This window comes from Streptomyces sp. NPDC087906, from assembly GCF_055584925.1.
On sequence record NZ_JBVJLC010000003.1, the window covers coordinates 198,435 to 215,966 of the forward strand.

The 17,532-nt window shown below is 70.7% G+C and carries 13 protein-coding genes; 7 read left to right on the top strand and 6 right to left on the bottom strand.

All coding sequences use genetic code 11. The features are described from left to right. Window positions 1-74: 74 nt before the first annotated feature. Window positions 75-1,592: a membrane-associated oxidoreductase gene (locus ACZ63I_RS10415; protein WP_469337325.1), complete on the top strand. Its 1,518-nt coding sequence runs from the start codon at window positions 75-77 to the stop codon at window positions 1,590-1,592. On the opposite strand, the gene ACZ63I_RS10420 is transcribed toward ACZ63I_RS10415, so the two are convergent. The 3 genes from ACZ63I_RS10420 to ACZ63I_RS10430 form a co-directional block, all read right to left on the bottom strand. Further along, window positions 1,576-2,607, bottom strand: coding sequence for an ABC transporter substrate-binding protein (locus tag ACZ63I_RS10420; RefSeq protein WP_469337327.1), 1,032 nt, complete (start codon window positions 2,605-2,607; stop codon window positions 1,576-1,578). The two genes, ACZ63I_RS10415 and ACZ63I_RS10420, sit on opposite strands and share 17 nt — an antisense overlap. Window positions 2,608-2,673: 66 nt before the next feature. Next, complete coding sequence (locus ACZ63I_RS10425) at window positions 2,674-3,546, bottom strand: ABC transporter permease (RefSeq protein ID WP_469337328.1); 873 nt, start codon at window positions 3,544-3,546, stop codon at window positions 2,674-2,676. Beyond that, window positions 3,536-4,351: an ABC transporter ATP-binding protein gene (locus ACZ63I_RS10430; RefSeq protein ID WP_469337329.1), complete on the bottom strand. Its 816-nt coding sequence runs from the start codon at window positions 4,349-4,351 to the stop codon at window positions 3,536-3,538. Before ACZ63I_RS10430 ends, ACZ63I_RS10425 begins: the two co-directional genes overlap by 11 nt. A 270-nt stretch (window positions 4,352-4,621) precedes the next feature. On the opposite strand from ACZ63I_RS10430, the gene ACZ63I_RS10435 reads away from it, so the two are divergent. The 5 genes from ACZ63I_RS10435 (at window position 4,622) to pgm (ending at window position 10,679) form a co-directional block, all read left to right on the top strand. Then, window positions 4,622-6,247 carry a sensor histidine kinase gene (locus ACZ63I_RS10435; RefSeq protein WP_469337330.1) on the top strand — a complete coding sequence of 542 codons (1,626 nt, stop codon included), beginning with the start codon at window positions 4,622-4,624 and terminating at the stop codon, window positions 6,245-6,247. After that, complete coding sequence (locus ACZ63I_RS10440; RefSeq protein WP_469337332.1) at window positions 6,244-6,936, top strand: response regulator; 693 nt, start codon at window positions 6,244-6,246, stop codon at window positions 6,934-6,936. Before ACZ63I_RS10435 ends, ACZ63I_RS10440 begins: the two co-directional genes overlap by 4 nt. A 91-nt stretch (window positions 6,937-7,027) precedes the next feature. Then, window positions 7,028-7,813 carry an SAM-dependent methyltransferase gene (locus tag ACZ63I_RS10445; RefSeq protein ID WP_469337334.1) on the top strand — a complete coding sequence of 262 codons (786 nt, stop codon included), beginning with the start codon at window positions 7,028-7,030 and terminating at the stop codon, window positions 7,811-7,813. Window positions 7,814-8,055: 242 nt separating this feature from the next. After that, window positions 8,056-8,790, top strand: a complete 735-nt coding sequence (locus ACZ63I_RS10450) for an SGNH/GDSL hydrolase family protein (RefSeq protein WP_469337335.1) — start codon at window positions 8,056-8,058, stop codon at window positions 8,788-8,790. Between the two features lie 248 nt (window positions 8,791-9,038). After that, window positions 9,039-10,679: a phosphoglucomutase (alpha-D-glucose-1,6-bisphosphate-dependent) gene (gene pgm / locus ACZ63I_RS10455; RefSeq protein WP_469337337.1), complete on the top strand. Its 1,641-nt coding sequence runs from the start codon at window positions 9,039-9,041 to the stop codon at window positions 10,677-10,679. An 82-nt stretch (window positions 10,680-10,761) separates the two neighbouring features. Here the strand turns inward: pgm and ACZ63I_RS10460 are convergent, their stop codons facing one another. Both ACZ63I_RS10460 and ACZ63I_RS10465 read right to left on the bottom strand, forming a co-directional pair. After that, complete coding sequence (locus ACZ63I_RS10460; RefSeq protein WP_469337339.1) at window positions 10,762-12,828, bottom strand: glycosyl hydrolase family 28-related protein; 2,067 nt, start codon at window positions 12,826-12,828, stop codon at window positions 10,762-10,764. A gap of 222 nt (window positions 12,829-13,050) precedes the next feature. Continuing rightward, window positions 13,051-15,339, bottom strand: a complete 2,289-nt coding sequence (locus ACZ63I_RS10465; RefSeq protein WP_469337341.1) for an FUSC family protein — start codon at window positions 15,337-15,339, stop codon at window positions 13,051-13,053. Between the two features lie 138 nt (window positions 15,340-15,477). Here ACZ63I_RS10465 and ACZ63I_RS10470 point away from each other — a divergent pair, with 138 nt between their 5' ends. After that, window positions 15,478-15,897, top strand: a complete 420-nt coding sequence (locus ACZ63I_RS10470) for a TOBE domain-containing protein (protein ID WP_469337342.1) — start codon at window positions 15,478-15,480, stop codon at window positions 15,895-15,897. Window positions 15,898-15,934: 37 nt separating this feature from the next. On the opposite strand, the gene ACZ63I_RS10475 is transcribed toward ACZ63I_RS10470, so the two are convergent. Next, entirely contained in the window at window positions 15,935-17,407 is a 1,473-nt protein-coding gene (locus ACZ63I_RS10475) for a hypothetical protein (protein ID WP_469337343.1), read from the bottom strand. Between the last annotated feature and the right edge of the window lie 125 nt (window positions 17,408-17,532).

Consider the following 17,532-nt stretch of genomic DNA (forward strand, 5'->3'; position numbering starts at 1 on the left):
CGGCGGCTCAGCCACCTCCCGCTGCCGGGCGGCCGGTTGACAGGCCGGGCGGCGGCCCGCCAGAGTCCCGGCCAATGGAGATCACGCATCTGACGCCGGCCGAGCGGCGTGTGTGGCGCGCCTTCCCGAGCGGCGCCGCCGTCGACTTCCGCCCGTCGCCGGACGAGGCGTCGCCGGACGACGACCCGGCGGCCGGGGGCAGTTGGGGCCCCGAGCGCTCCGTACGGGGCGAAGTCCTGCGGGCGCTGCTGCTGGACGACCGCCGGGCCGACGGCGAGATCGCGGCGCTGCGGATCACCGGGGCGCGGATCACCGGGACCTGGGCGCTGCGCTACGCGGCGGCCACCTGCGCGATCCGGCTCATGGACTGCTTCTTCGACGCGGCCCCGCAGTTGTACGGCGCGGAGGTCCGCCAGCTCAATCTCAGCGGCTCGGTGCTCCCCGGGCTCATCGCCGCCACCCTGCGCGTGGACGGGGTGCTGCGGCTGACGGACTGCCGGATCAGCGGCCCGGTCCTGCTCGGCGGGGCGCGCGTGTCGGGAGCGGTCTTCCTCGATCGTGCCGTACTGGCCCGGCCCGGGACGACGGCGAACGGGGCGGCGGACGGAGAGGGCGAGCCGGACGAGCCGCTGCTGGCGCTCAACCAGGCGAGCTGCGGGGACGATCTGTGGGCGCCGGGGCTGAAGGCGTCCGGCGGGGTACGGCTGGACGGCGCGACCGTGGCCGGTTCGGTCCGGCTCGACGACGCCGAGCTGGCGGAGCCGTCCGGCACCGCGCTGAGCGCCGAAACCCTCCAGGTGGGCGCCGATGTGCACGCCATGCGGATACGGGTGCGGGGCCGGGTGAACCTGCGCGGTGCGCGGATCCCGGGGCAGCTCAATCTGGCGTACGCCCGTCTGGCCAACCCCGGCGGGGTGGCGCTGCGGGCGAGCAGTTGCGTCATCGGCGAGCTGTGGCTGCGCGCCGCCGCTCCTGTCGAGGGCGTGGTCAATCTGCGCCGCTCCCAACTGGACCTGCTGCACATCGCGCCGGACGTCTGGCCGGAGCGGGTCAATCTGGACGGTCTCAGCTACGGCGCCCTCGCCCCGCACGAGCCGGCGGCCCGCAGGCTGCCGGTGCTCGAACGCGACCTCGACGGCTATGTCCCGTACGCGTACGAGCAGTTGACCGCCTCGTACCGCAAGGTCGGCGACGACGCGGGGGCCCGTACGGTCCAACTCGCCAAGCAGCGCAGACAGCGCGCGGGGCTCGCGTGGTACGCGGCGCTGTGGGGGCGGCTGCAGGACGTCACCGTCGGCTACGGCTTCCGGCCGATGCGGGCCGCGGCCTGGCTCGCCTCGCTGCTGCTCGTCGGGTCCGCGGTGTACGCGGTGCACCGGCCGCCGGCCCTGAAGCCGGCGGAGGCCCCGCACTTCAACCCGGTCTTCTACACGCTGGACCTGCTCCTGCCCGTCGTCGACTTCGGTCAGGAGCAGGCCTACGCGCCGGTCGGCTGGTACCAGGGCCTGTCGTACCTGCTCATCATCACCGGCTGGATCCTGGCCACCACGATCGCGGCCGGTGTGACGCGCTCGATCAGCCGGCCTTCTTGACGAACTCCGTGGTGAAGGTCTTCGAGACGTCCACGTCGAAGTTCTGCAGGTTCGGGTCGAACGCCTTCAGCACCCGCTTGACCGTCTCGGGGCCCTCGGCCGGCATCACCCCGTCCTTGGTGAACATCGGTAGGCTGTTCTTGATCGACTGCGCGTAGAGGGCCTTGCCGCCGCCCTGCGCGTAGTCGGCCGGCATCTTGGCCGCGATCTCCTCGGGGCTGTGCGTCGACATCCACTTGAGGGTCTTGACGAAGGCGTTGGCGAGCTTCTGCACCGTCTCCTTGTGGCCCTCGACCCAGTCGGTGTTCATGTAGAGGCTGGACGAGGGGTAGAGACCGCCGAGCGCGGCCTTGGAGCCCTCGGGGGTGCGCATGTCGATCAGCACCTTGCCGAGCTTCTTGTCCAGGATCGTCGAGACGGTGGGCTCCGTCGTCATCCCGCCCTGGATCGAGCCCTGTTGGAGCGCCGATATGAAGGTCTGCCCGGCGCCGACGGCGACGGGCGTGAACTCGCTGACCTTCACGTCGCTGTTGACGGCCAGATACTTCGTCAGGAAGTCCGTCGACGAGCCGAGTCCGGTCACGCCGAGCTTCTTGCCCTTGAAGTCCTTGGCCGAAGTGAGGTCACCGGCCGCCTGGTTGGAGACAATCTCGACCTCGCCGGGGGCCTGCGAGAGCTGGACGACCGACTCCACCGACTTGCCCTTGGCCTGGAGGTCCAGCGTGTGGTCGTAGAAGCCGACGGTGCCCTGCACGTCACCGGAGATCAGCGCCGTCTCGGCCTGCACACCGGCCGGTTCGGTCAGCAACTCGACGTTGACGCCTTCGGACTTGAAGTACCCGAGCTGCTGCGTGAGCATCGCGGGCAGGTAGATGACCTTGTCGAGACCGCCGACCATGATCTTGACCTTGCCGCCGTCCCCGCCCCCGGAGCCGGAGTCGCCACCGCACGCGGTGAGGGTGGACAGGGCGAGTACGCCGGAGACGGCGAGCGCCGCGATCTTTGTTGTTCGCATGTGGTTCACGTCCTTGTGAGAGTGCGATGTGCGTGGCGGGGAGGTGTGGGGAGTACCGGGAAGGGGTCAGCGTTCGGCGCCGGCTTCGACCGGCTTCCAGCGGAAGAGCCGCTTCTCCAGGAAGGTCAGCAGCCCTTCGGCGAGCAGCGCGACGATCGCGAGGATCACCATCGCGGCGTACACACCGGCCGCGTTGAAGGTGCCCTGGGACGCGGAGACCAGCAGGCCGAGGCCCTTGGTCGCGCCGATGTACTCCCCGACGATGGCGCCGATGAGGGCGAAGCCGAAGCTGACGTGGAGGCTGGTGAAGATCCATGAGGTGGCCGAGGGGATGACCACCTGGAAGGTGACCTGGCGGTTGCTCGCGCCGAGGATGCGGGAGTTGGCGACGAGGTTCCGGTCCACCTCCCTGGCGCCCTGGAAGGCGTTGAAGAAGACCGGGAAGAAGACGAGGACGACCGCCGAAGCCACCTTCGAGGCGGGGCCGAGGCCGAACCAGATCAGGAAGATCGGCGCGAGGACGATACGCGGCAGCGCGTTGAGCACCTTGATGTAGGGGCCCATCACATCGGCGAGGAAGCGGACCCGGCCGAGCGCGATGCCGAGCAGCACACCGGCGATCACGCCGATGACCCAGCCGAGCAGTGCCTCGTAGAGCGTGTACCAGATCTGCTCCCACAGCGATCCCTGGGCGGTGCCTTCGGTGGCCCAGGTGCTCATCTGCTGCCAGATCTTCGACGGCATCGAGAAGTTGAACGGGTCGATGACGGCGGTCCTGGCGAACCACTCCCACAGGCCGAGTACGGCGAGGAGGAGCAGCACCCGGCTGCCCAGCACCAGGTAGGAGCGGCGGCGGGCCGCCTGCGCCCTGGCGCGGGTGCGTTCGTTCTTCGGCGCGCGCTCGGCCGGCTGCGCGAGGGTGGTGGTCTCAGGCGACATCGGCGGCGCCCCTTTCCCTGGTGATGCGTACCTCTTCGCCGAGCGAGGACCAGATCTCCCGGTAGATCTCCAGGAACCTGGGCTCCAGCCGGACCTGTTCGACCTTGCGCGGGCGCGGCAGGTCGATCTCGAAGACCTCCTTGACGGTCGCCGGGCCCGCCGTCATGATCACGACCTTGTCGGCGAGGGCGATGGACTCCTCCAGGTCGTGGGTGACGAAGACGACGGAGGCGCCGGTGCCGGCCCACAGCTCCAGCAGCTCGTCGGACATCAGGGCGCGGGTCTGCACGTCGAGCGCCGAGAACGGCTCGTCCATCAGCAGGATCTCGGGGTCGTTGACGAAGGTCGCGGCGAGGGCGACGCGTTTGCGCTGGCCGCCGGAGAGCTGGTGGGGGTAGCGGTCCTCGAAGGTGCTGAGCCCGACCCGGTCCAGCCAGGCGCGGGCCCGCTCCTTCGCCTCGGCCTTGGGCACCCCGCGGAAGCGCGGTCCTGCCATCACGTTGGACAGGACGGTGCGCCAGGGGAAGACGGCGTCCTGCTGGAAGACGAAGCCGACCTTGTCGCCGATGCCGGTGACGGGTTCGCCGCCCACCAGCACCTCGCCCTCGGTGGGCTCGTCCAGGCCGCTGACCAGGGTCAGGGTCGTTGACTTGCCGCATCCGGTGGGGCCGACGACGGCGACGAACTCACCGCGGCCGACCGTCAGGTCCAGATCCCGTACGGCGGTGTGGAGCGCGCCGGACGGGGTCCGGAACGCTTTGCTGGCCCCCCGCAACTCGATGGCGGGGCTCGTTTGGCTGTTCATGGGCCGGGACGCTAGGTGTGGCCCCCGCCACAGCGGCAGCCTTGTGGTCACAACTCCGGTTTCTGCCCACAAGCCGCTGTTCTGCTCGTTGCGCTCCCCTTCTGCTCGTTGAGCCGCTGTTCTGCTCGTTCTGCTCGCGTTGTCACAACGAAACCGCTACGAGGGGTGGGCAGTGGGGCCGTGGGCGTTTACGGTGCGTTCGCGACGTAGTTGACCGGATGAATCTGTTCCGCAAAGGCGCGGAAGACCGGCGGAAGGCGGGAGAGCCGTATGCGCATCCGTTGGCCCCGTCGGGTCTTCGCCCAGGTGCTCCTGGTGCAGCTCGCCATCACCACCGGTGTGATCATGCTCGCCATCGGTCTGTTCTTCGCCCCGCTCTCCTCCCAGCTCGACGACCAGTCGATGCGCCAGGCGCTGTCCATCGCCCAGACCACGGCGGCCGAGCCGGGGCTCGCCAAGCTGCTGACCAGCACACCGCCCAGTGCGACGGGCCCGGTCCAGGCGGAGGCCGACCGGATCAGGCGGGCCACCGGCGCGCTCTACATCGTGGTGATGGACAACCGCGGGGTCCGCTGGTCGCACACCGAGACCGAGCGGATCGGCCAGCATGTGTCCACCGACCCGGGCGGCGCGCTGGCGGGCGACGAGGTGATGGGCATCGACCGCGGCACCCTCGGCAGGTCGGCCCGCGGCAAGGTGCCGCTGCGCGACGGCCACGGCAGGATCGTGGGCGCGGTGTCGGTGGGCATCGCGTACGACAGTGTGCGCGACCGGCTGATGAGCGCTGTACGGGGGCTGCTGCTGTACGCCGGCGCCGCCCTCGCCGTCGGGGCGCTGGCCGCTTACGGGGTGTCGCGCCGGCTCCAGCGGCGCACCCACGGGCTGGCCTTCGCCGACATCTCCGCGCTGCTCGACGAGCGCGAGGCGATGCTGCACGGCATCAGGGAGGGCGTGGTCGCCCTCGACAGGCACGGCAGGATCCGGCTGGTCAACGACGAGGCGCAGCGGCTGCTCGGGCTCGGTCCCGACGCGGCGGGGCGCGGGGTGGACGAGGTGCTGCTGCCTGGCCGTACCACCGACGTCCTGGCGGGCCGGGTCGACGGCGCCGATCTGCTGACGGTGAGCGGCGGGCGCGTCCTGGTCGCCAACCGGATGCCGACCGGCGACGGCGGCGCGGTGGCCACCCTGCGGGACCGTACCGAACTGGAGCAGCTCGGCCGGGAGCTGGACAGTACGCACGGGCTCCTCGACGCGCTGCGGGCGCAGGACCACGAGCACGCGAACCGGCTGCACACCCTGCTGGGTCTGCTGGAGCTGGGCATGCACGACGAGGCGGCCGAGTTCGTCGCCGAGGTCGCGGAGGCGCACCGCTCGTCGGCCGAGCAGTTCTCGGAGCGGGTCCATGACCCGCTGCTGGCGGCGCTGCTGGTGGGCAAGGCCGCCATCGCCGCCGAGCGCGGGGTCTCGCTGCGGATCTCCGCCGCCACGCTTCTGCCCGACGAGGTGGTCGACCCGCGCGATGTGGTGACGGTACTGGGCAATCTCGTCGACAACGCGTTCGATGCCGCGACCTCCGTCGAGGTGGAGCTGCGGGCCGAGGGCAGTACGGCGGTGCTGCGGGTCAGTGACAACGGGCCGGGGGTGCCGCCGGCGATGCGGGAGCAGATCTTCACCGAGGGCTGGTCGACCAAGCAGTCCCCCGCCCACCGCGGCCGCGGGCTGGGGCTCGCGCTGGTGCGCAGGCTCGCCGAGCGGTACGGCGGGATGGCCCGGGTCACCGCGCGGGCCGGCGGCGGCGCGGTGTTCACCGTCGTCCTGCCGGAGGCGCTGGCAGCGCCGCTCACCGCGTCAGCCGCCGGCCAGCGGGCCGGCGCCGGCTCAGGAGTGTCACGATGATCGACGTACTGGTCGTGGACGACGACTTCCGGGTGGCGGAGATCAACGCCGCGTATGTGGCGAAGATCCCCGGCTTCCGGGTGGCGGCCCGCGCGCACACGGCGGCCCAGGCGCTGGCGACGCTGGAGCGCCAGCACATCGATCTGGTGCTGCTCGACCACTATCTGCCCGACGAGACGGGTCTGACGGTGGTGCGCAGGATGCGCCAGCTCGGCCACCACGCGGATGTGATCATGGTGACGGCCGCGCGCGACGTGGCGACCGTGCAGGCGGCGATGCGCTACGGGGCCGTGCAGTACCTCGTCAAACCGTTCAGCTTCGGCGGTCTGCGGGCGAAGCTCGACGGGTACGCGGCGCTGCGCCGCACCCTGGAGGCGGTGGGGGGCCGCGGTGAGGCGGGGCAGGAGCAGGTCGACCGGATCTTCGGGGCGCTGAGACCCGCCGACGCGTCACCCGCCGGGCTGCCCAAGGGGCATTCGGCGCCGACCAGTGAACTCGTCCGCAAGGTGCTGACCGAGGCGGCGGCGCCGCTCTCCGCCCACGAGGTCGCCGAGCGGGCCGGCATCAGCCGCTCGACGGCGCAGCGCTATCTGAAGTACCTGGAGCAGGCGGGGCGGATCAGACTCACGCTCAAGTACGGGGACACCGGCCGCCCCGAGCACCGCTACGCGTGGGCGGACGCGCGCTGAGCGCACAGCCCAACGGGCTTGCGGGCGAGCCGGGTTGAGGTCGTCGTGCGCTGTGGCAGACTGCCGTGGACGCCGACCGATCGGAGCCGACATGACCACCGGTACGCCCAAGCCCCAGGTCGACACGAGCAGGCCGCACCCGGCCCGTGTCTACGACTACCTGCTGGGCGGCAAGGACAACTACCAGGTGGACCGGGTCGTGGGCGAGGCACTTCCCGAACTCGGCAAGGACAGCGCCCGGCAGAACCGCGCGTTCATGCACCGGGCCGTTGGCTGGCTCGCCGCCAACGGCGTCGACCAGTTCCTGGACGTCGGTACCGGCATCCCGACCGTGCCCAATCTCCATCAGGTGGTGCAGCGGACGGTCCCGCGCGCCCGGGTCGTCTACACGGACAACGACCCGATCGTGCTGCGGCACGCGGAGGCCCTGCTGGTGGGCACGCCCGAGGGCGCGACCGACTACATCGAGGCCGATGTGCGCGACCCGGCGAAGATCCTCGACCACGCCCGGAAGCTGCTGGACTTCGACCGGCCGGTCGCGCTGTCCCTGATCGCGCTGATGCACTTCATCCCCGACGAGGACGACCCGTACGGCCTGGTCGGGACCTTGCTGGAAGCGCTGCCCGCCGGCAGCTATCTCGCGCTGTCGCACGGGACGTTCGACTTCAGCCCGGAGCTGCGGGAGAGCATCACGGGGACGTACGGCAAGGGCGGCATCGCGCTGCGGTTCCGCCCCCGCGAGGAGGTGGCGCGGTTCTTCGACGGGCTCGACCTCGTCGAGCCGGGTCTGGTGACCGCCCACCGCTGGTACCGGGACACCCCGGAGCCGCCGGTCAGTGTGGACACCGTCTACGGCGGGGTGGCCAGGGTCCGTTGAGGACCGCCGGGCTCTGATGTGCCGCGGGCTCTGATGTGCGGCGGGCGGATGCTCCGCAGGCCCGGATTGTCGTCGTTCGCGCGCCATTGGACGGTCGTTTTACGGCCGACCCTGTCTCTTCCGTTTCGCCGGATGTCATCCGGTGGTAATAAATGCGGGGCCGCCAGTCCCCCCACTCCCCCCACCCGATGGCGGCCCGACGGAAGGGAACTGCCTTGCGCAGAACCGGATCTCGTCCTGTCATGTCCCTGTTCAGCACCCTGCTGCTCGCCATGACCCTGGCGATCGTGGCACTGACCCAGGGCACGGCCTCCGCCGCCGACTCCAACGGCGGCGTACGGATCATGCCGCTCGGCGACTCGATAACCGACGGCTACACCCCCCTGCCGGGCGGCTACCGCATCGGCCTCTGGAACCGGCTGGCCGCCGGCGGCTACCAGGTCGACTTCGTCGGCTCACTCGCCAACGGCCCGGCCCAGCTCGGCGATCACGACCACGAGGGCCACTCGGGCTGGCGCATCGACCAGCTCGACGCGAACATCGTGAACTGGCTGAGCGCGAGCGACCCGCGCACGATCATGCTGCAGATCGGCACCAACGACATCAACCAGAACTACGACGTCGCGGGCGCACCCGCCCGGCTGTCGACGCTCATCGACCACATCCTCACCCAGAAGCCGCAGGTGCAGCTCTTCGTCGCCAAGATCACCCCGGAGAGCGGCGCGGCCCAGGAGGCGATGGTCCAGACGTACAACAACGCGCTGGCGGGCGTCGTCGCGACCAAGGGACCCCAGGTCCATGTCGTCGACCTGCACAGCGCGCTGACCACGGCCGACCTGGCCGACGGCGTCCACCCGAACCCGGGCGGCTACGAGAAGATGGCGGCGGTCTGGTACGACGCACTGCGCTCGGTCCCGTCGAGCCTGACGCCGCTCAGCGCGCCGGCTGCGGCGCCGCAGCTCGCGCTGCAACGCTGAGACGTCGGCACGCGGACGTCTGCCGATACGTGCGGCCCGGCGGGAGCACTCCTCCCGCCGGGCCGCACGCGTGCCGGGCGCCATTTCTCCGGACCGGGCGGCTTTCCCCGGGACCGCGCGGCGAACGGCACACGTGCGAACGCGGATGTCCTGCTCTTCTCCGGGCATGCCTGGCAGTGGGACGCCGTTGTCCCGGGGAAGATGAGCGGACGAGCTGATCGCACGACACGATCTGGAGGAGTGGGCAGATGCCGCATGAGCGAGCGGGCCGGCCGGCCGAGGCGGGGGATCTCACCGATATCGCACGGCTGGTGACCGCGTACTACGCGCTGCACCCCGATCTGGACGACCCGGGGCAGCGGGTGGCGTTCGGTACGTCGGGGCACCGCGGGTCGTCGCTGAACACCGCGTTCAACGAGGACCACATCGCCGCCACCAGCCAGGCGATCTGCGAGTACCGGGCCGGGCAGGGCACCGACGGGCCGCTTTTCCTGGGCGCCGACACCCACGCGCTGTCCGAGCCGGCCAAGGTCACGGCCGTCGAGGTGTTCGCGGCGAACGACGTGACGGTGCTGATCGACGCCGCCGACGGGTACACCCCCACGCCCGCGGTGTCGCTCGCGATCCTGACCCACAACCGGAGCCGTACGTCGGGGCTCGCGGACGGTGTGGTGGTGACGCCGTCGCACAACCCGCCGGGTGACGGCGGGTTCAAGTACAACCCGCCGAGCGGCGGACCGGCCGGGTCGGAAGCGACCGGCTGGATCCAGGACCGGGCCAACGAGATCATCGCGGGCGGTCTGAAGGACGTACGACGGGTGCCGTACACCAAGGCGCTGGCGGCGGCCACCACCGGGCGCCACGACTTCCTCGGCGCCTATGTGGCCGATCTGCCGAACGTGCTGGACCTGGCGGCGGTACGCGCCGCCGGCATCCGGATCGGCGCCGATCCGCTGGGCGGCGCGTCCGTCGGGTACTGGGGGCGGATCGCCGAGGAGCACCGGCTCGATCTGACGGTGGTCAATCCGCTGGCCGATCCGACCTGGCGGTTCATGACGCTGGACTGGGACGGCAAGATCCGGATGGACTGCTCGTCCCCGTACGCGATGGCCTCGCTGATCGACAAGCGCGACCAGTACCAGATCGCCACCGGCAACGACGCGGACGCCGACCGGCACGGCATCGTCACGCCGGACGGCGGGCTGATGAACCCCAACCACTATCTGGCCACCGCCATCGGCTACCTCTACGCCCACCGCGAGCAGTGGCCGGCCGGCGCCGGGATCGGCAAGACGCTGGTGTCGTCCGGGATGATCGACCGGGTCGCCGGTGATCTGGGCCGGCGGCTGGTCGAAGTGCCCGTCGGCTTCAAGTGGTTCGTGGACGGACTGGTGGACGGCTCGCTCGGGTTCGGCGGCGAGGAGTCGGCGGGGGCGTCGTTCCTGCGCAAGGACGGGTCGGTGTGGACCACCGACAAGGACGGCATCATCCTGGCGCTGCTCGCCTCGGAGATCCTCGCCGTCACCGGCAAGACGCCGTCGGAGCACTACGCGGAGCTGACCGGCCGGTTCGGCGAGCCCGCGTACGCCAGGATCGACGCGCCCGCCACCCGCGAGGAGAAGGCCGTCCTGGCCAAGCTCTCGCCGGAGCAGGTCACGGCCGACACCCTCGCGGGCGAGCCGGTCACGGCGGTGCTGACCGAGGCCCCCGGCAACGGCGCGCCGATCGGCGGGATCAAGGTGACGACGGACAGCGCGTGGTTCGCCGCCCGCCCCTCGGGCACCGAGGACGTCTACAAGGTCTACGCCGAGTCCTTCCAGGGCCCGGACCATCTGGCGAGGGTGCAGGAGGAGGCGAAGGCGGTCGTGGCGGCGGCGCTCGGCGGCTGACGTACGAGGTGGCACGAAGGCCGGCCGGCTGTCCGTACGATCACGGGCAGCCGGCCGGCCTGTTGTCACGCGGTCACCGCTGTCACCAGGCGGTGGGCGCCGGTGGCGCGACGACCGGTGGGCGGTCGTCGCAGGTGATGGTGTTCGGCAGTTCCCAGGCGGCGAGCCAGGGGCCCGTGGTGCCGCCCCCGTCGTTGCCGCCGAGGTCGGTGAGCCCGAACTCCGAGCCCGCCGGGGTGAAGTGGAACGATCCGCAGTTGTTGACGCCGACGGCGCCGACGTTGCGGGCGTCCACGTTCTCGAAGGACGCGCCGCCCGCGACCCGGGCGCTGACCACGGACGTGCCGGTGCCGTCCACCTTGATGTCCTTGAAGTGGACGTTGGTGATGGAGTACAGGTCCTTCACCGGGAAGTCGCTGACGAGCATGATCGCGTTGTAGGTGTTGTCGAGGAAGTGGTCGCCGGTGACCTGGATGTCGGCGTCGATGTTCTTCTCCAGCGCGTAGAACCAGATGGCGCCGAGCCCGATGTTCCAGTTCAGCTCGAACGTCCCTGCCCGGACAGTGGTGTTGTCCGTGATCCACAGGTGGCCGGTGAACGCCTCGGCGCCGAAGCGGGAGCCGACCTGGATCGCACTGCCCTCCCGGATCGGGTCGGCGATCAGATTGCCGGAGACGGTGTTGTCGGTGCCGCCGTAGATCGCGATGCCGTTGGCGAGCACCGGTGTCTGGACGGTGTTGCGGGCGAAGGTGTTGCGCGCGTTCGCCGTCTTCTCCGACCACATCGCGAGGCCGTCGTCGCCGGAGTTGCGTATGAAGTTGCCCGACACCACCGAATCGGTCACGCCGGTGTGGAAGTTGAGGCCGTCGGCGATCTGGTCCGTGATCACGTTGTTGGTGATCTTCAGATTCTTCATCGGGCCGTCGAACCACATGCCGACCTTGGTGTGGTGGATGTAGAGCCCGTCAATGGTCGAGTCGCTCAGCGCGCCGCCGATGCCGTTCACCTGGTCGGTGTCGATACGCTCGCGTACGTCGCCCTCGACGGCGAAGCCGGAGAGGTGGACGTTCCTGCTGCCGCCCGCCGCCGCGTCCTTGCCGTAGAAGCCGACCCCGGTGTGGGTCGAGCCGTCGGGGGCCGGGGTGGCGAGGGTGACCTGGCGGCCCTTGATGACGGTGTACCAGCTCCCCGCGCCCTCGATCGTCACGTCGTCCACGACGATGTGCCGGTTCACCTGGTAGGTCCCCGGCGGGATGTAGACCTTGAGGTGGCCGCGCTTGGCGAAGGCGACGGCCTTGTCGATCGCGTCGGCCGAGTCGCGCCTGCCGAGCGGATCGGCGCCGAACGCGAGCACGTTCGCCGCCAGCAGCCGCACGTGCGGGGCCCCGACGAGTTCCGAGTCGAGCAGGTCCACGACGGTCGATGACGCCTTGCTCCCGGCGGGCACGGCGAGCCGCACCTTGTCGCCCGCGCGATAGGTCTTGCCGAGCAGCAGCCGCTGCTCGTCGTAGAAGTGGTTCGGCCGGAACGGCTTCTCGACGGTCGGGGTGGGTGTCGTCTCGTCGGGCACGCAGGCGCACTCGGTGATCCACTGATCGGGGTGCAGCAGCCCGGCGTTGGGGTCGTTGGAGAACGAGTACTGGTTGTACAGCCACGCGTACTGCGAGGTGAGCGTCATGGTCGACTTGTTCTTGCCGTTGACCGTGACATCGAGCGGCGCCGTGATGCCGCCGCCGTTCGGAGCGTCCGGGATGCTGTAGCGCACGGTGATCGCGTTGGCCGTGCTCGGCAGGGTGAACTCGACGTACTGGCCGGGCGTCAGCTTGACCGCCTTACGGCCGGACGCCTCGGCCGGCAGGGTGTAGGCGGCGCGGCCGGGTCCGACGAGCGATCCGTTCGTCACCGCGTTCTCCGCCTCCTGCTCGGCGAAGGGCACATCGGCGCCGCGCCCCGCGACGAGCGAGGGATCGAGCGCGGCGCGGGTCACCACCGGCCCGGCGGCGGCGCTGCCCGCGCTGCCCGCGACGGCGGAACCGCCGGACAGCACACCGAGACCGAGGGTGGCCGTGGTCAGCGCGGCGGCCACCGCCACCGCTCTTCGCAGCGGTCTGCCGGGCCTCGCGGCAGCGCTTTTGATGCTCCGTGACATCGAATGCTCTCGTTTCTGTCGGAACGATGAACGACTGCGACACTCACGGCGAAACGGGCGCCGGAGGGTGAGGTGACATTAGGACCCCCCACCTCGTTCCACAAGGTCCTCGACAGATATTTTCGCCGCCCTGGCGTATTGCTGCGACGACCCATCAACTTCTTGCGGAAACTGCCTGGTTCGCTGGCAAACTTTCCGCAACTGGGCCCGGCGGCAGCGGAGTCAGGCGGCGGTCTTGCGTTCCTCGCGTCCGGCCACCGGTACGTCGAGGGTGCGGGCCACGGCGACCACGCCTTCGTCGAGGCGTTGCAGATGGCGCAGCACCCGGTAGGTGACCGTGCCCGAGCGCACGGCGGGGGACGCGCCGTCCTCCAGCATCGAGGCGATGCTGGGTCCTGACTCGACCGTGCCGGCGGCGTCGGCGCCGTCGTCCCGTACGTACGCGATGGTCACGTCGATGTTGTGCGCGATACGCCGGCCGGCCCGCTCCAGCCGGGGGTCGGCCGCGACGCTCTTGCTGTACGGCACCAACTCGGCGGTGGCGGCCAGGGAACGGGCGTGGTACGCGCAGGTCTCCAGCAGCGCCACCAGATAGCGGGCCGTCTGCCGCCGCACCCGCAGCGGGGTGATCGGGTGCGTCAACGGCTGGGTGGAGCGGCGCAGGTCGTCCAGCGCGGTGTCCAACTCGCGCGCCATGTCCAGCAGATCGACGGCGGGACCGCCGCTGAGCTGCGCCACGGCAGCGGCGGCGACGTCACGCAACCGGGCCAGCACCTCGCGCAGTTGCTCGTCGGTGCGCAGATCGGTGCGGACCGGCAGGACCAGGACGGCGGCGATGATCCCGCAGGCCGCGCCGAGCGCCGTCTCCTCGATCCGCAGCACGAGCACGGAGAGGCTGTAGGTGTGCAGGAGGGTGTAGAGCAGTCCGAGCATCGCGGTGACGAAGAAGGACATCAGCGCGTACGACAGCGGCGCCGTGAAGAACATCCCGAAGATGAAGAGCAGCACCAGGAAGAACGCCAGCCAGGTGTTGTTGCCGACCAGGCCCGCGAGTCCGACCCCGGCGACCACACCGAAGACGGTACCGAGCACCCTGCGGTAGCCCTTGACCAGGATCTCGCCGGTGGACGCGGTGTTGAGGAAGACGACCCAGCAGGTCAGCACCGCCCAGTACCAGCGCTGGCTGGACAGGAACTCGCCGCCGACGATGGCCAGCATGGAGCAGACGGAGACCTGGAACGCGGCCCGGGTGGTGCGGCGTTGCAGCCCGGTGCGCTGCTCCTCGGTCTCCTCGGGTTCGACGATCGCGAGGTCCTCCGCCTCGAACTCCTCGCGCGAGCGGACGGTTTCGGGCGAGTCGTCGGACTCGTCCTGCGGGCCGTCGAGGGCGAGGCGCAGTCCGAGTACGGCGCGCGCCGCCTCGCCCAGCGCGCGGAAGACGTCCTGCACGGCGGCCGGGGCCTGCGGCAGGTTCTCGCTCTCGCGGTAGCCGAGCAGCCGGTTGCGCACATGGACCAGGGCGGTGCCGCGGTCGGCCGGGGCCAGCCGGCTGACCAGCAGATGCAGCGCGTTGAGGTCCCTGCGCAGCAGGACGGTGGCTTCGTCGTCCTGCGCGTGGTCGTCCTTGTCCCTGCCGATGCGCGCCCAGGGGGCCTGGAGCGGCAGGGGTGCGTGCGGCAGGTGCATGGTGAGGGTGTCGGCGCCGTTGTTACTGCGGGAGTTGAGCAGCAGCATGCCGAGCCGTTCGGCGGCGATCTCGGCGTCGGCGACCCGGCGCTGCACCAGTGCGGCGGTCGTGGCGTCGCGCGTCCCGTCGTCGAGCCTGCCCTGGATCATCAGGGCCGCGTCATGCAGCCGGGCCGTGCGGCGGCGCAACTCGTCGAGCACCTTGTCCAGTTGGTCGGGGTCGGTGTCCAGCAGTTCGACCTGGGTCGCGATGAGCTGGGCGAGCCGCGCCCGGAACGCCTGGCGCAGCCGGCGCAGGGTGCGTTCGGGGGTCTCGGGCACGACGGCGAACCGGACGATCGCACTGCACACGAAGGCGATGAGCAGCGTCAGGGCGAGCTGGGCCAGGCTGCCGACGGTGGCCTGGACGAACAGCGAGACGAAGTAGATCTGGAAGCCGATCAGACCGAGCGCGGTCCCCCGGTCGCCGAACCGCCGGGAGTAGACGGCGCCGAAGATCAGCAGGATGAAGAACGCGTCCCCCGCGACGACCCGGGTGTTGAGCAGCGCGCCCAGGGACATCGCAGCGACGGCGACGGGCAGGGCGCAGGCGAGGGTGACGGCCTGGCCCCTGACCGTCTTCTCGCGGATGGCGAAGGTGGAGACCATGGCCGCCATGGCGCCGGCCACCATATGCGGGACCGGGGTGTGCAGCAGGGCGAGGACCAGCAGGGTCAGCGCGATGGCGCCGACCGTGCGCAGTCCGGCCATCAGCCGCAGGAGTCCCGGGTCCGATGCCACGAAGCGGTCCCAGGTACCGGTACTCTTCCGCCGTTTCGCTGCCATCGCGCTGCCGTACGCTCCTCGCTCCTGCCATGATCCGGACAGCCCCAGCATGGCACGGGTGGTTGCGGCGCTTCCGGCGCACCAGGTGAAATACTGACATTCCCCCCACCCGCTTCTCCGACTGCGAGGCGCCACCCGATGAATCTGAGCATCCGCAACCAGCTCGCCGGCACCGTCAGCTCCGTCACCCCCGGCGAGGTCATGGCGGCCGTCAAGATCCGGCTGACCGGCGGGCAGGAGATCACGGCCGCGATCACCCTGGAAGCGGTACGGGAGTTGGGTATCGCCGCGGGCACCGCCGTCAACGCCCTGGTCAAGTCGACGGAAGTGGCGCTGGCGACGGGCGTGGTGGAGGGCGTCAGCATCCGCAACCAGCTCCCCGGCACGGTCACCGGTATCAAGGCGGGCGACGCCATGGCAGCGGTGAAGATCACCGTGCCCGGTGGTGAACTCACCTCGGCCGTCACCGAGGAGGCCGTGGCCGATCTGGGTCTGGTCACCGGGTCGACGGTGGTGGCGCTCATCAAGTCGACCGAGGTCTCGCTGGCGACCGTCTGAGCCGGGGCCGGTCGCGCCGCGAATTCTGCTGGACGTACTACTGCGCGTAGAGGAAGCGCTGCCCGTCCTCGGTCGTCCGCACGACGACGATGGTGCCGTGCATGTGCCCGCCCTTGAGCGTCAGCCGGTTGTCCTCAAGGGTGAAGTTCCCGTTGTTCGGGTCCAGCGGCAGGGCGAAGTAGTCCTTGTCCTTCACGCGCGTCTCGGCGACGGTGACCCCGTCCAGGCGTACGGCGCCGCTGCCCGGGTTGAAGGTCGCGCCCGCCCCCGTGGTGATGGTGACGGGAAGTTGCCTGGTCGTGTAGAAGCCCGTGCCGCTCATGCTGCCGGTCACCGCGTCGGCCGGGAGCAGCAGCACCAGCTTCTTCTTGTCCTGGAGTCCGGCCACGAACGGCTCGATGACGGGGGCGAGTTGCCGGTTGGTCCGGGCGACGGACCGGGTAATGCCGTCGGTCACGTCCTTGGGGGCTTCCTGCGGGCCCGCCGGGGTGACGCCGCGCAGGAGTTCCGCAAGCGGTGTGGTCGCCTTCGTGGTGAGGGTCCTCTTCACGTCGCGGTGCGCCGCGTCGGCGTTGAGCAGGGCCGCCGTGCCGATGGCGTACGGCTCGACCCCCTTGGCCGCGACCTTCATCGGCTTGAGGGTCCGGGTGAGCCGGGCCCGTATCTGCGCGGGGTCGTCGGGGTCGCGGACGGCCGCCATGGCGAGCGCCGACTGCTGGACGTACTCGGCCGTGCCCTCCAGCAGGTCGACGGGTGCCTGGCCCTTGGCCTCGGCGGGGAAGCCGTTCGTCCACCGCTCGTTCCAGTACGCGGCCCGCGCCAGATGCGCGGCCCGCCGGGCCGGGTCGCGCAGCCCCAGCAGCAGGCTGTTGTAGACCATGGCCCGGTCGATGCGGGGGTCGGCGCGCAGGGGGTACTCCTGCGCCCTGCTCGCGCCGCCGTACGCCTTGTCGAGCCGGCTCAGCGAGTGCCAGGGCGCGGCGGTGTCGTACTGGACGTCGGGGTGGAACTGCTCGTGTGTCGCGAGCCCGAAGGTGTATCCGGCCGGGTCGGAGCTGGTCAGGCCGAGGGGGTCCTTCTTCAGCGCGGCCGCGCCCGCGCCCTCCGGCGCCCGTACGACGATCGACTTCCTGCCCTTCCAGGTGACCGCCTGGAAGCCGCCGGGCCGGGGGATGCCGACCTTGTGCTTCTTCAGCTCGTCCAGCGAGATCGAGCCGCCCGAGCGGGCGTCCAGCAGATAGGCGCACCGCCCGTCGGTCACGATCACACTGTGCCGGCTGAAATCCGCCCCGGGCCAGATGCGGCCCAGCCGCGGCCACACGATCGCGACGTCCCTGCGCACGGACGAGGAGAGCTGCCAGGTCGTGCCGCCGGCCGAGGGCCTGGCGGCGGCCGACGCCACGTCGACGACCGGCCTCGGCAGCGCGTTCGTACACGCCGAGAGCGCCAGCATGCCGAGCACGACGCTGCCGGCGCTGCCGCATATCACAGCTCCTGACCTGCGGGGCATGGATAACCAGCTCCTCGGGGTGCGGGGCGGACGGCGTATGCCCACCGTCCCCTCACGCGGCGCCCGCCGCCGCTCCGCGCCGACCATTCGGGTGATGTCGCGCGCCGTCCACGGACGGCGGACGT

Coding starts and splice junctions, on each gene's coding strand:
- ACZ63I_RS10415 (WP_469337325.1), top strand. CDS start 75: ATGGAGATCACGCATCTGACGCCGGCCGAGCGGCGTGTGTGGCGCGCC.
- ACZ63I_RS10420 (WP_469337327.1), bottom strand. CDS start 2,607: ATGCGAACAACAAAGATCGCGGCGCTCGCCGTCTCCGGCGTACTCGCC.
- ACZ63I_RS10425 (WP_469337328.1), bottom strand. CDS start 3,546: ATGTCGCCTGAGACCACCACCCTCGCGCAGCCGGCCGAGCGCGCGCCG.
- ACZ63I_RS10430 (WP_469337329.1), bottom strand. CDS start 4,351: ATGAACAGCCAAACGAGCCCCGCCATCGAGTTGCGGGGGGCCAGCAAA.
- ACZ63I_RS10435 (WP_469337330.1), top strand. CDS start 4,622: ATGCGCATCCGTTGGCCCCGTCGGGTCTTCGCCCAGGTGCTCCTGGTG.
- ACZ63I_RS10440 (WP_469337332.1), top strand. CDS start 6,244: ATGATCGACGTACTGGTCGTGGACGACGACTTCCGGGTGGCGGAGATC.
- ACZ63I_RS10445 (WP_469337334.1), top strand. CDS start 7,028: ATGACCACCGGTACGCCCAAGCCCCAGGTCGACACGAGCAGGCCGCAC.
- ACZ63I_RS10450 (WP_469337335.1), top strand. CDS start 8,056: ATGTCCCTGTTCAGCACCCTGCTGCTCGCCATGACCCTGGCGATCGTG.
- pgm (WP_469337337.1), top strand. CDS start 9,039: ATGCCGCATGAGCGAGCGGGCCGGCCGGCCGAGGCGGGGGATCTCACC.
- ACZ63I_RS10460 (WP_469337339.1), bottom strand. CDS start 12,828: ATGTCACGGAGCATCAAAAGCGCTGCCGCGAGGCCCGGCAGACCGCTG.
- ACZ63I_RS10465 (WP_469337341.1), bottom strand. CDS start 15,339: ATGGCAGCGAAACGGCGGAAGAGTACCGGTACCTGGGACCGCTTCGTG.
- ACZ63I_RS10470 (WP_469337342.1), top strand. CDS start 15,478: ATGAATCTGAGCATCCGCAACCAGCTCGCCGGCACCGTCAGCTCCGTC.
- ACZ63I_RS10475 (WP_469337343.1), bottom strand. CDS start 17,407: ATGCCCCGCAGGTCAGGAGCTGTGATATGCGGCAGCGCCGGCAGCGTC.